This is a genomic window from Pseudovibrio sp. POLY-S9, from assembly GCF_001431305.1.
GTDB lineage: Bacteria > Pseudomonadota > Alphaproteobacteria > Rhizobiales > Stappiaceae > Pseudovibrio.
In genome coordinates this window covers 1-12,841 of the sequence record NZ_LCWX01000131.1, presented here as the reverse complement: position 1 = coordinate 12,841, position 12,841 = coordinate 1, and the positions used below count along the sequence as shown (strand labels likewise).

Here is a 12,841-nt window from a genome sequence, read left to right as displayed (position 1 = left end):
GCCCGCAGGCCCATCCACTTCATCAAAGAAGGTTGTCTCGGTGCTTCGCGAGCAGGTGGAGCACAAATGCGGTTTGGATGGCAGAACATACTTCAGGCAGCACGCTTTGCGCCGCGGAGCATACTCTGTCAGCCCCTCCTGCTGACGCTGACGCCAGACAATCCCACCATTGATCTTCTTCCCAAGGCTCGCAAGATAGGCACGCATCAGGCTCGCCACATCTGATGGTTTTGCACCATGGCGTCGCAAGACAAGAAACGGCGATATGATGGAAACAGCCACGGTGGAATAAAACACCGAAGGCGCCACTTTCCGCCGCCCAAGCTCACGGTGGAAGACCTGAATGATTTCCTCAAAGCAAATGGAAAGCGCGAACAGCTCCGCAGGACCCTGATCCGGATTAAGCTCGAAATCCTCTTCCGAAAGGCGAGGGTCAAAGAATATCTCCACCCAGGGGGCCTTGCCATGCAGGACAAACCGCAGTTCATCAATGCGGGGTGCACGGCCACTCAGCAGGTAACTGACCGAAATCCGGTTGAGCAGGATCTGGCAAATTGTCTTCAGGGCAAGACTTGCTGCAATCTTTGTCGTAGGTGCGCCGCGATCTTCCTTGATGTAGTCGATCATGCGCTTTGCAACCAGACCGAAGTTGCTGTCAAAACCGGAAAACTCCCGCAGCTCTGCAGCCACCACGTGCGGTGCAGGAGCGGTGATTGCCCGCGCAGCAACCAGCTCACCACCTTCAGGCAGAGCAGCCTCAATGAGGCCTGCAAAACGTGCGGGGATGCCCGCTGTTTCGAAAGTGGGAATATCTGAGGGCGATAGACCGGTGGACACTGCCTGCAAAACCTCTGGATCTACGACTGCGCATATCCGGAAAGTGGAATTGGATTTCCGAAATGGATACGCTGAAACTTATAGTTACGAGGCGCGCATGTTTGGCTGACAGTTGGCTGAACACGACACAACAACACTTTCGCGTTACTTAGCACAAAAACAAAGTCTACTGAAATGGTAGACTTTGAAGTCTGTGAGTAATGCACCTGTCTGTTGCAAATGGGTCAGGCTTTCGCCTTGTTGCCTCGCTTCTCCCAGGCAAATTTTTCTGCAATCCAGATGCCACCCAGCACCAGCGCCAGAGCAGCACCGTGATAAAACGCAAACAGTTCCCCAAGCAGCACAATTGCCATCACCGATGCAAACACCGGAACCAGATTGACAAAAACACCAGCCCGGTTAGGACCAATCAGTTCCACCCCGCGCATATAAAAAATCTGGGCAAGGAAGGAAGGGCAAAGAGAGATGTATAAAATAACCAGCCAACCTTGCAGAGAAGGCCAGACCAACGTCTCCTGACTGTACTCAACCGCCAGCATCGGCAGTGACACAAGCGATGCCACAAAAGCCATCACCGCAAAAAAGGCGAGCGCAGGGACCTTCGGGCGATTTCTCAAAGCCAGCGTGTAGCCTGCGTAAAACACCGCCGCGACCAGCATCAGCGCATCCCCCGGATTGATGTGCAAATTGAGCAGAACCTGAAGACTGCCCTGACTGGCCACAACGAAAACACCAAGCAATGTCAGCAAAATGCCGATGAACTGGATAAGCGTCACCCTTGCACCAAACAGAAAGTAAGCGCCAATCACCACGATCATCGGAATGGAGCCCTGCAAGATGCCCATATTCACCGCCGTGGTGTTGTGAGCTGCCAGATAGAACAGGCCATTGAAGCCGGAGAACCCGAAGGCGGCCATCAAAGCGATGCTGATCAGGTGAGGGCGGATGTCCGCCCAGGAGGCGACAAGATCCCGCCAGGCAATCAGGCTCATGAGTGCAGCCACAATCCCCCATCGCAAGAACACGATCACCATAGGCGAAACATGCCCCACAGCCAGCTGGCTCGCCACGGCGTTGCCGCTCCACATGAGTGTGGTCAACACCAGAAGCAGCATAGGCCTGCTGTACAGCGGGGTGAGAAAAGGCATGTAAAAAGTCCGTCGGTGAGCGGGCAGGAGGCACCGCTGAAAAGGAGCTGTCACCCTTCACCGTCCCCCTATCAAATGCAAGGTGAATTTCCGCAAGGGCTGTAGAGGTTTCGTCAAGTATGCCCTTTTGCCCGACATGTCACTGTGAAGTGCAGACAAACCCACCCAAAATCAAAGCATTAGACCGCAGGACCAACACCTGTTGTTCAATCACCTGTGTTTTGAAAGAGCTGGAAACGAATTGATGCATTGAAACTTGAGATTGAATTTGCAAGGGTTTGATCTGAAAAACTCAGCGGCAGGAAGTGACGGCATATCCTGCTAAAAAATGACAATACGAGGGGGACCCATGTCGCAAAGAGTAAGTGTTGCATCACTACAGGTTTCACCGGAGCTCCATAACTTCATCGAAAACGAAGCGCTTCCGGGAACCGGAGTGTCATCCGAACAGTTCTGGGAGGGCTTTTCGCAGATCATCAAGGATCTGACACCGAAGAACCGCGAGCTGCTTCAAATCCGTGAAGACATCCAGACCAAGATCGACGACTGGCATAAAGCCAATCCCGGCACCATTGATCTTGAGAGCTACAAGGCATTCCTCAAAGAGCTTGGCTACCTCCTGCCAGAAGGGGACAGCTTTGAAGTTGAGACGGACAACGTAGACCCGGAAATCGCAGAGATCGCTGGCCCTCAGCTCGTCGTACCAGTCATGAATGCGCGCTACGCCCTCAATGCTGCCAATGCACGCTGGGGCTCCCTGTATGATGCGCTCTACGGAACCGATGCAATGGGGACCACCCCACAAGCAGGCGGGTACGATGAGAAGCGCGGCGCAGAAGTGATCGCCTACGCACGCAAAAAGCTGGATGAAGCTCTGCCACTGGATGAAGGCAGTTGGGCTGATGTCAAAGAATTTGCCATTATGGGCGGTTCTCTGGCGCTGACCCTTGAAAACGAAGAGATGGCTGGCCTTCAGGATCCTCTCGGGTTTGTTGGCTATGCGGGCGATAAAGACGCGCCAACCTCTATCCTGCTGCAGAAAAACGGCCTGCACTTTGATGTCCTGTTTGACAGCACCAGTCCGATTGGCGCTGCAGACAAAGCTGGTATCAGCGACATCATTTTGGAATCTGCCATCTCCACCATCATGGACTGCGAAGACTCTGTTGCTGCCGTGGATGGGGAAGACAAAGCGCTGGCCTACCGCAACTGGCTGGGCCTGATGAACGGCGATCTGAAGGAAGAAGTCGCCAAGGGTGGCAAAACCTTCACCCGTACTTTGAATGCAGACCGCCACTATACGGATGCGCAGGGCGATGCACTGGCTCTGAAAGGGGGTTCCCTGATGTTGGTGCGTAACGTCGGACACCTGATGACCAACCCGGCAATTCTTGATGAGGACGGCAACGAGGTCTTCGAAGGCATCATGGATGCCATGGTGACAGCCCTTTGTGCAGTGCATGACATTGGCCTGCGCACAGGCGCAACAGCCCGCAACATGAACTCTGTGTCTGGTTCGGTCTACATCGTGAAGCCAAAGATGCATGGCCCGGAAGAAGTCACCTTCGCAAACGAGCTGTTTGGCCGTGTTGAAGATGTTCTGGAACTGCCACGCAATACCCTGAAAATGGGCATCATGGATGAGGAACGCCGCACGACGGTCAACCTCAAAGAGTGCATTCGTGCAGCCAAAGCCCGTGTCTGCTTCATCAACACCGGCTTCCTTGATCGTACCGGTGATGAAATCCATACCTCCATGGAAGCTGGCCCGATGATCCGCAAAGCGGACATGAAGCAAGCAGCATGGATCAACGCTTATGAGAACCACAACGTGGATACCGGTCTTGCTTGCGGTCTGAGAGAGCATGCACAAATCGGTAAAGGCATGTGGGCCATGCCGGATCTTATGCACGCTATGCTGGAGCAGAAGATTGGGCATCCAAAAGCGGGTGCCAACACCGCTTGGGTTCCATCTCCAACCGCAGCAACTTTGCATGCCATGCATTACCATCAGGTCTGTGTGCCAGCCGTTCAGGAAGAACTGGCAAGCCGCGAGCCAGCCAAGCTGGATGACATCCTGTCCATTCCGGTTGCGACCAATCCAAACTGGACACCGGAAGACATCAGTTCAGAAGTTGAAAACAACGCACAAGGCATCCTTGGTTACGTTGTCCGCTGGGTAGAACATGGCACAGGTTGTTCCAAGGTGCTGGACATTCATAATGTGGCATTGATGGAAGACCGCGCCACCTGCCGCATCTCTTCTCAGCACATCGCCAACTGGCTGCATCACAGTGTCTGCTCAAAAGAGCAGGTGATGGAGATCATGAAGCGTATGGCTGCTGTGGTGGATGAACAGAACGCAGGCGATCCGGCCTACCACAACATGGCACCAGACTTCGACAACTCCGTCGCCTTCCAGGCCGCTTGCGATCTGGTGTTCAAAGGCCGCGTCCAGCCAAGCGGTTACACCGAACCAGTGCTACACAAACGCCGTTTGGAAGCAAAAGCCAAATTCGGCGTTTCTGCTTAAAAAAATAAAACCCTGCGCAGTCCCAAACGATTGCGCAGGGTTTGCTTGATTGGCACTTCATGAGCCAGAATTCAGCTGACATCCTTCGGTGTAAGATGTGTAAATCCGCCAAAATCGCCGTTTGTCAGATTGAGCGTATCACTATCAAACTCAGTTCCTGAAATTTTCACAGCCGGTCCTTGCAGGATGTTCCATTTTCTGGAATCACGGAACTTTTTGTAGTCGCGGAAACCTTGTGACTGGCTCAGCCAAGTCAGGTCAACCAGTCCGTCTTGCAGGGCATTGGCAGCAACCAACCCATTTCCATAGACGCCAATCTTGTAAGGGTTTCCAGCCTTTTCAAAGACTGACTGGATTTCCTTGAAGTAGGGCGTGATGTAATGCACGTAGTCGTAATAGGACGTGTCATAGTCAACGGCAAAGTAGATGCCAGAGCCTTTGGGCTGCCTGATTACATCCTGTGCCAGATGCAGCGCCTGTTGAGCCTGCTGTGTTCCTGCAGCACTCGTAAAGGAGGATGGCTTGTCATTGCTGTCCTCATAAACAGTGATGATGGAAAGGCCCGCAGCAATCAGCTGCTGGGCCTCAGTCGGCTGCAATTGCTTCCACTTGGAAAAAGAGTAGTAACGCCCAACGGCCTTATACCCTTTTTTGGCGATCGCACTCGCCAGCACTTCCACACCTTCAGCTGTATCAACGGCAGGTTCGGTCTTGATGCCTTTATCGTCAGTCATTGCTTCTCTGCTTCTTATTGTTATGCAGAGTGATGACGAACATGAGAGAAAAGCCGTGAGAGCCTACCAGTTCCAATGGTTAGCGAAGTTATACGCTGGGTTTGGAAGGATGAACCAATGGAAGGTTTATCCCTCATTTGGAGCAGGAGGGAGGTGCAAAGCTTCCAAAGCCACCATAAGAGCCTCGGTTCAGATTGAGTGTGTCCTGATCGTACTGAGTGCCGGCAATTGTCACGTAAGGACCCTGAAGAATGTTCCAGTCACCAGATTGTTTATATTCCTGATAGTCATAGTAACCGGTTGACTGAGAAAGCCATGTCAGGTTGGCAAGACCATCACCTTTGGCACAGGAATACACGAGACCATTGCCATAAATGCCCACATGGTAGGGATAGCCAAAGGAAGCAAAAACATCGTTGATCGCTCTCAGATAAGGCCTGATGTAATGGGTGTAGTCATAGTTTGATGCATCATAATCGACAGCAAAATAGATGCCGGTTTGCCTTGGCTGATGGATGACGGCATCTGCCTGATAAAGTGCTCGTAACGCCTGTTGAATTCCAATTTCGGGCGAGAAAAAGGACGGAGCATTATTGCTGTCTTCATAAACCACAAAGATGTTCAGGTCTGCTGCGAAGAGCTCTGAAGCTTCTGCTTTGGTCAACTGTTTCCAGCTGTACTGGGAGTAATAACGTCCCACGGCTTTGTAGCCATCTTGGGCAAGTGTTTCGGCGGAGTTACCGGCATTTGATGCTGTATCAAGTGCTGGCAGCAAGAGTTTAGGGGAGGTTGGATCTGTCATCTGCTCTGCTTTTTGTTGTTATGCAGAGCAGTGACGAAGTGGAGAGCAACGACGTGAGTGAGGGCGTTCTGCTAGGGTAACAGAAGCCTTAATCTCTCACGCCTGTTGGATGTTAAAGCGGCAGTCTCACAATTGCGACAAGGCCGTTTTCCTCGCCATTCTCAAGGCGGATTGTACCGCCTTGCGCATGAATGATGCTGCGTGTGATTGCTAGGCCCAAACCGATGCCACCTGTTTCTTCATTTCTGGATTCTTCCAGACGTACAAACGGCTCAAACACATCTTCAAGGCGGTTCTGCGGGATGCCTGGCCCTTTGTCTGCAATACGAACTTCCGCATGAGCCTCGTCAACTCGGAACGAAACCTCAGCCTGCTCGCCATAACGGATTGCATTGCCAATCAGGTTCTGGAAAGCACGTTTAAGAGACATCGGACGACACTTCAGCACAACACGGTTGTGTGCCTCAACGCTCACATGGTTGCCCATATCCTCCTGATCATTGGCGATGCTCTCCAGCAAACCGCCAAGGTCGACAGAACGCAATTCTTCCTGCTTGGAATCTTCACGGGTAAAGGCAAGCGTTTCCTCCACCATTGCCTGCATTTCATCCAGCGTGGCGATCATGCGTTCCCGGTCTTCATCATCATCAATAAACTCGGCACGAATACGCAGTGAGGTGATCGGAGTACGCAAATCATGGCTGATCGCCGCCAGCATGCGGGTACGGTCAGAGATAAACCGCGTTATTCGCTCCTGCATCTGGTTGAACGAGCGCGTCACAGCCTGCACTTCGGCAGGTCCAGCTTCTTTCAGCGGCTTCACATCGGCACCACGGCCAAGATCATTGGCAGCCGCTTCCAGTGTTCGAAGTGGCTTTGTCAGGCGGTACACAGAGACCCAGATGATCAAAATGGTCAGCAAGGCCATAATGACGATCGGCAGCAATATCGGTACAAACGAGGGCTTCGGAAGCCGGAAGTTGCTCTCGATGTTCAGCCACTGGCCGTTCTTCAGCTCAATAGCAGCAAAGAGCTGGACGCCCTTGAGAGAAAACCAGCGGTATTTTTTGAAATAATCATCGCGGCGGTCATGCATCGCCTGCATGGAACCATGAGAAGATCGCTCACGTCCTTCTGGAGGCGGAGAGGATCGATCACGCCACTTCTCTTCTTGAAAACGCTCATTGTAGATAACGGCAACACGGGCCTGCCGGTCATGATCCAGCTTGCGCTTCAGGTAGTCGGCAAGCCGAGCTTCCATGCTTTCATCACCACCCGTTTCGGCGACGACCGGAGTGTCTCCAATCGAAAAGCGCGTGCGTGTGTTAGAGACCGTACGCAAAACCTGCTTCTGCAAGCGCGGCGGCGTGGCTTCCAGCAGCTTCACCACATTGGCAGTGCGCCACAAGGCATTGTCGCGGGCAAGGTTGGCAAGCGCAACCTGACGCTCTCGTCCAAGCAGAACAAAACTGACGACCTGCGAAAAGATAAGCGCAGCCAGCAGCAGCAAAATGAGCTGGGGGGCAAGACGGCGGGGGATCAGGTATCTGAGAAACTTCATTGAGTCACTTCTTTGACTTCACCGGTAAAGGTGTAACCGCCCCCCCAGACAGTTTTGATCAACTCCGGATTTTTGGGATCAATCTCGATTTTCCGGCGCAAGCGGGAAACCTGATTGTCGATAGACCGGTCAAACACTCCCAGTGAGCGGCCAGAGGTCAGATCAAGCAGTTGCTCGCGGGACAACACCACGCGAGGGCGCTTCAAAAACGCCAGCAGCAGCTGAAACTCACCAGAGGACAGAGGCACGCTCACATCTTCCGGATCAATCAGTTCTCGCCGTGCAGTATCAAGAACCCAGCCGTTGAACGCCAGTTTTTCTGTATCGATGGGGTCACGTTCCCGCGGAACACTGGTGGCACGGCGCAGCACAGCGCGGATGCGGGCCAGCAGCTCACGCGGATTGAAAGGCTTGGTCACATAATCATCTGCACCAATCTCTAGGCCCACAACGCGGTCTGTATCTTCAGCCATCGCTGTCAGCAGGATCACAGGGGCCTGATTGGTCTCCACCAGATGCCGGCAGAGTGACAAACCGTCTTCACCCGGCATCATGATGTCCAGCACTACAAGATCAATGGAGGAGTTTCTCAGAGTCTTACGTGCAGCAGCTGCACTTTCTGCCACGGTCGTACGCATATTATTCTTCGTCAGATACCGGGCAAGGCTTTCCCGGATATCCCGATGATCATCGACGATAAGAATATGTGCTGTACTCTGAGACATGCATCCTCGCTTAAGTCCCGTCTCTCATGCCTGTGAAAGACCATATAGTATGCGATGTCTAACTTATGCCGCATTCCCCTAGCCAGCGAAAGTATCTCTGCATCCAAAAATGTATCAAACTGTCACAACGAGATGCTCTGGCAAATCCTGAGACAAAACAGCATGTTTTCTGGTGTAGTTTTGCGACACTTCGCTCCTACCTTCTGTTTATCGAAGCACACTCACACAAACCTTCCCCTCGTTTCAGGCTTTGATTTTTAGGAGAACACGACATGATGAATTTTAAAACTATTGTGGCTGGCTCTGTAGCTGCATTAATTGCTGGTACCGCACTGTCTCCTGCCATGGCTGCTCCGGGTCTTGGCGGAAGCTTTGGCAAGAAGATGTCTTCCCAGTTTTTTACAAATTTTGATGCGAACAAAGACGGCTCTGTCACCGCTGCTGAAATTGAAACAAAACGCAAAGCAGATTTTGCAAAAGCAGACACAGCTGGCGACGGCGCAATCACTCTGGAAGAATGGAAAGTCTTTGCAGCAGATCGTGCATCCGAGCGCAGCAAAGACCGTTCAGTCCGCATCTTCCAGCGCTTTGACGGCAATGGCGACGGACAGGTCACCCGCGAAGAATTCCTTGATCAGGCAGAACGCATGACAACGCGCATGGACAAGATGAAAAAGCTCATGGGCGACCGCATGGCCAAAATGCAAGATGGTAAGGGTGGCAAAGGCAGCTGGGGCGATGGCCCACGTGATGGCAAACAAGGTAAGGATGGCAAGGACGGCTGGCAGAAAGGCCCCCGTGACGGTAAGCAAGGCGACGGCAAACAAGGCAAAAGCGGCTGGGGTGATGGCTCACGCGACCAGGGCATGATGGGCTTTGGCAAGCATGGCGGCAAAGGCATGCGCGGCGAAATGATGGGCGCGATGTTCGCCAAGGTTGATCTGGACAAGAACGGCAAGATCTCCAAGGACGAGCTGAACAAACTCGCTGACCAGCTCTTCGCAAATGGCCCTGTTGATCTGGTTGGCTTCAGAACCATCGCAGCTGAGTTCAAAGAGCCGATGTACGTGCGTTCCTTCCAGCGTCTGGATGCTAACGGCGACCTGAAAGTCACACAGGAAGAGTTCTTTGCACCAACTGCTCAGATGATGAAACGCATGGACCGTAACAACGACGGTGTCATCACCTCCGCAGACTTCAAGAAGATGAAGAAAGACTGGCGCAAAGGCCAAAAGGACCGCAAAGGTGGCCACGGTCATGGTCACGGTTTGGGGCAAGGCCAGCGCGGATAAGCCAAACCGCTTGAGCGAATAAAAAAGGCGGAGCCATCGTGCTCCGCCTTTTCTGTATCAGCTTAGGAAACCTGCACCAAAGCGTATTCCCGAAAAGTGGTTCCGGTTTTCGGATAAGAATACGCTTGAAAATAGAGAGTTAGAGCTTGGTGCGTGAACGCATCATGCTCTAACTCGTGGCTGGCTTGGTCTCTTGCATCTCTGCATCATAATCGACTGCAATGCCGTAATGCGGATCTTCCAGAACAGCGACCTCAACCATGCTGCCAGCTTTGTGCAGCAGGTCTTTACAATCCGGAGATAAATGACGCAGATGCAAGGTCTTGCCAACCTGCTCATAGCGCGTTGCCAGTGCATCAATTGCCTGCAAACCGGAATGGTCCACCACGCGGGAATTGATGAAGTCAACAATCACGTCATCCGGGTCAGACTGAGGATCAAAGATCTCCTGGAAACCAGCAGCGGAACCGAAGAACAGCGGACCTTCCAGCTTGTAGATCTTTTGGCCTTCAGAGTTGGTTGTTGTGTGTGCATCAATACGCTTGGATGCGTTCCATGCATAAGCAAGCGCAGAAACAATCACGCCAACCACAACAGCAACAGCAAGGTCAGAATACACAGTCACACCAGTCACCAGCGCAATAACAATCGCATCAGTCCGTGGGATCTTGTGCAGGATCTTGAAGGTGTTCCATGCAAAGGTACCAATCACCACCATGAACATCACACCAACCAGCGCTGCCAGCGGGATCTGCTCAATCAATGAAGACGCAAACAGAATGAAGCTGAGCAAAAACAGCGCTGCAGCAATACCTGCAAGTCGTGTCCGGCCACCGGATTTCACGTTGATCATGGACTGACCAATCATCGCACAACCACCCATGCCGCCGAAGAAGCCAGTCACAACGTTTGCAGCACCCTGAGCAAGACACTCTTTGGAGGCGCCACCGCGTGTATCTGTCATTTCAGAAACAAGGTTCAGCGTCAAAAGGCTTTCAATCAGGCCGATTGCAGCAAGAATGATGGAGTATGGCAGGATGATCTGCAGCGTCTCAAGGTTCAGCGGAACCATTGGGATGTGGAATTCAGGCAGGCCACCAGAAATCGGAGCCAGATCACCAACGGTCTGAACGTTAAGCCCAAGGCCAATCACGATCACAGAAACAACAACAATAGCTGCAAGCGGAGCAGGAATAGCGTTGGTCAGCTTTGGCAGATACCAGATCACAGCCATGGTCAATGCAACAAGACCAAGCATCAACGTCAGGTCCATGCCTGCAAGCCAGCTTGCTGTGCCAGTCACTTCATCAACGGTCTGGAACTGGCCCATTTGCGCAAGAAAGATCACGATCGCAAGGCCGTTCACAAACCCAAGCATAACCGGGTGCGGCACCATGCGGATGAACTTACCCCAGCGCATCACGCCGAAGATCAGCTGAAGGATGCCCATCAGCACAACGGTCGCAAACAGGTATTCCACGCCGTAGGTCACCACGAGTGAGACCATAACAACGGCAAGCGCGCCGGTTGCACCAGAGATCATGCCCGGACGACCACCGAAAACAGCAGTAATAATGCCGACGATGAAGGCCGCGTACAGACCTACAAGCGGTTCAACCTGAGCAACAAATGCGAATGCAACAGCTTCTGGAACCAGAGCAAGAGCAACGGTAAGCCCGGAGAGGAGCTCAACCTTAATAGTATTGGCTGTAAAGCCAGTCTTTTCGGGCGCGTGCGCCTTCGAGGACGAATGCAAGTAGCACCTCCAATGGGATTCTTGGTACTGTTTTAAAGTAGTGGGTAAATCCTAGGCACGCACTGTGAAGTCCGTGTGAAACCAAGAGGTTTCCTGCTCAAGGACAAGAGCTATTCAGCCAGGACACCGCTAAAATTTGAGCGGTTTTTGTCTCCCTTTTGACGCGCTTATACGGGAATATCGTCAAAAACACCATCCCCCCAACGCATAATAGCCATGCACGGGGTGCGGGAGGGATGCCTGATGGATATTACGACCAATGTGCCCCCTGGATTCTATCTGATGGAAAAAGTGTTGGGGCACGATCCAAGCGTGTGGCTTCAGTTCCTCTGAAAACGTGATATGCCTCTGCCATTGCAAGGAATTTTCAGATGACAGCTTTAACACCATTCAAACCAAGCATTTCAGAGAGCATGCGCACCAGAATTTTGGAGCAGCTATATAAGATTGAGGCCGACAACGATGTAACGATCCTCTTTGCTATTGAAAGCGGTAGCCGTGCCTGGGGCTTTCCCTCGCCAGATAGCGATTATGATGTGCGGTTCGTCTACGCGCACAAACTGGATTGGTACCTGTCTTTAGAAGCTGGCAGAGACGTAATTGAGTTGCCGATCGACGATGAGCTGGACATCAGTGGCTGGGAAATTCGTAAAGCTCTGAATCTGATGCGCAAGTCTAACCCGGTATTACTTGAATGGCTTTACAGCCCAATCAAGTACATTTGGCGTGACGAATTAGTCTCGCCATTGCTTGACCTCTCAAGAGAAGCTGCAAGCCAAACACCTTGTATCCATCATTATCGAAAACTTGGATTACGCTATTGGGAAAAATCTCACGCAACTGAAAATCGCCTAAACCTAAAGCGTTTCTTTTATGCGCTTCGCCCTGCACTGGCACTTCTTTGGATTAAAGAGCACCCAAGTCTCACACCGCCTATGAATGTACAGGAATTGGCTGCAGGGCTTTCAATTTCTTCAGTTGTCTTACAAGAGATGGAAGGCTTGATTAGTGCAAAGACCCAACTCAAAGAAAAACATGAGTTAGAAGAGCTCCCTGAAATGATGCAGCTTGAAGCTCTGGTATTAGATGCCTTCGAATGGGCCAAAAAAGTTGAAAATTCAAAATACACCCCAAGTTTGAACTCAGAGATTGAAGCCTACTTTCGTCAAGTGGTCATGGAAGTAAACTAGATCCCGCATCAAGTGCTGGAAGACGGCTGAGGGTGGCTATGAGGATTGCTTGCTCGCCCCCTCGGTGTCATCCCGGGCGAAGCGCAGCGTAGACCCGGGATCCATACTCCCAGTATGAGAGGTGGGTTGAAGGTCTTCATGAGAAAGAAAGGCAAGCCGATATGGATCCCGCACTTGATGTTTGTCCCGGAGAGATGGTTGACGTTTGTTCGGGGACATGGGTGACGGTCATGTTATGATGTTAAGTCGATTTTTGCGACTGT

At 52.1% G+C, this 12,841-nt stretch carries 10 protein-coding genes; 3 read left to right on the top strand and 7 right to left on the bottom strand.

Features of this window, described 5'->3' with window-relative positions; genetic code table 11:
* A partial coding sequence (locus PPL9_RS11185) for a hypothetical protein (RefSeq protein ID WP_057462812.1) occupies positions 1–837 on the bottom strand: 837 nt, incomplete at its 3' end.
* A gap of 224 nt (positions 838–1,061) precedes the next feature.
* Positions 1,062–1,952, bottom strand: a complete 891-nt coding sequence (locus tag PPL9_RS11180; RefSeq protein WP_057462775.1) for a DMT family transporter — start codon at positions 1,950–1,952, stop codon at positions 1,062–1,064.
* A 382-nt stretch (positions 1,953–2,334) separates the two neighbouring features.
* Here PPL9_RS11180 and PPL9_RS11175 point away from each other — a divergent pair, with 382 nt between their 5' ends.
* Positions 2,335–4,518 carry a malate synthase G gene (locus tag PPL9_RS11175; RefSeq protein WP_057462774.1) on the top strand — a complete coding sequence of 728 codons (2,184 nt, stop codon included), beginning with the start codon at positions 2,335–2,337 and terminating at the stop codon, positions 4,516–4,518.
* A gap of 71 nt (positions 4,519–4,589) precedes the next feature.
* On the opposite strand, the gene PPL9_RS11170 is transcribed toward PPL9_RS11175, so the two are convergent.
* The 4 genes from PPL9_RS11170 to PPL9_RS11155 all read right to left on the bottom strand — a co-directional run bounded on the left by PPL9_RS11170 (position 4,590) and on the right by PPL9_RS11155 (position 8,340).
* Positions 4,590–5,252, bottom strand: coding sequence for a DUF1906 domain-containing protein (locus tag PPL9_RS11170; protein ID WP_057462773.1), 663 nt, complete (start codon positions 5,250–5,252; stop codon positions 4,590–4,592).
* 133 nt (positions 5,253–5,385) lie between these two features.
* Complete coding sequence (locus PPL9_RS11165) at positions 5,386–6,054, bottom strand: DUF1906 domain-containing protein (RefSeq protein ID WP_057462772.1); 669 nt, start codon at positions 6,052–6,054, stop codon at positions 5,386–5,388.
* Between the two features lie 112 nt (positions 6,055–6,166).
* Positions 6,167–7,615, bottom strand: a complete 1,449-nt coding sequence (locus PPL9_RS11160) for an ATP-binding protein (protein ID WP_057462771.1) — start codon at positions 7,613–7,615, stop codon at positions 6,167–6,169.
* Positions 7,612–8,340 carry a response regulator gene (locus tag PPL9_RS11155; RefSeq protein WP_057462770.1) on the bottom strand — a complete coding sequence of 243 codons (729 nt, stop codon included), beginning with the start codon at positions 8,338–8,340 and terminating at the stop codon, positions 7,612–7,614. Before PPL9_RS11155 ends, PPL9_RS11160 begins: the two co-directional genes overlap by 4 nt.
* Before the next feature lie 272 nt (positions 8,341–8,612).
* On the opposite strand from PPL9_RS11155, the gene PPL9_RS11150 reads away from it, so the two are divergent.
* Positions 8,613–9,632, top strand: coding sequence for an EF-hand domain-containing protein (locus PPL9_RS11150; RefSeq protein WP_057462769.1), 1,020 nt, complete (start codon positions 8,613–8,615; stop codon positions 9,630–9,632).
* A 169-nt stretch (positions 9,633–9,801) separates the two neighbouring features.
* On the opposite strand, the gene PPL9_RS11145 is transcribed toward PPL9_RS11150, so the two are convergent.
* Positions 9,802–11,388, bottom strand: a complete 1,587-nt coding sequence (locus tag PPL9_RS11145; protein ID WP_057462768.1) for a SulP family inorganic anion transporter — start codon at positions 11,386–11,388, stop codon at positions 9,802–9,804.
* 371 nt (positions 11,389–11,759) lie between these two features.
* Between PPL9_RS11145 and PPL9_RS11140 the strand changes: the two genes are divergently transcribed.
* Positions 11,760–12,578: a nucleotidyltransferase domain-containing protein gene (locus tag PPL9_RS11140; protein ID WP_057462767.1), complete on the top strand. Its 819-nt coding sequence runs from the start codon at positions 11,760–11,762 to the stop codon at positions 12,576–12,578.
* Positions 12,579–12,841 lie beyond the last annotated feature (263 nt).

Coding starts and splice junctions, on each gene's coding strand:
- PPL9_RS11150 (WP_057462769.1), top strand. CDS start 8,613: ATGATGAATTTTAAAACTATTGTGGCTGGCTCTGTAGCTGCATTAATT.
- PPL9_RS11160 (WP_057462771.1), bottom strand. CDS start 7,615: ATGAAGTTTCTCAGATACCTGATCCCCCGCCGTCTTGCCCCCCAGCTC.
- PPL9_RS11175 (WP_057462774.1), top strand. CDS start 2,335: ATGTCGCAAAGAGTAAGTGTTGCATCACTACAGGTTTCACCGGAGCTC.
- PPL9_RS11140 (WP_057462767.1), top strand. CDS start 11,760: ATGACAGCTTTAACACCATTCAAACCAAGCATTTCAGAGAGCATGCGC.
- PPL9_RS11155 (WP_057462770.1), bottom strand. CDS start 8,340: ATGTCTCAGAGTACAGCACATATTCTTATCGTCGATGATCATCGGGAT.
- PPL9_RS11180 (WP_057462775.1), bottom strand. CDS start 1,952: ATGCTGCTTCTGGTGTTGACCACACTCATGTGGAGCGGCAACGCCGTG.
- PPL9_RS11165 (WP_057462772.1), bottom strand. CDS start 6,054: ATGACAGATCCAACCTCCCCTAAACTCTTGCTGCCAGCACTTGATACA.
- PPL9_RS11170 (WP_057462773.1), bottom strand. CDS start 5,252: ATGACTGACGATAAAGGCATCAAGACCGAACCTGCCGTTGATACAGCT.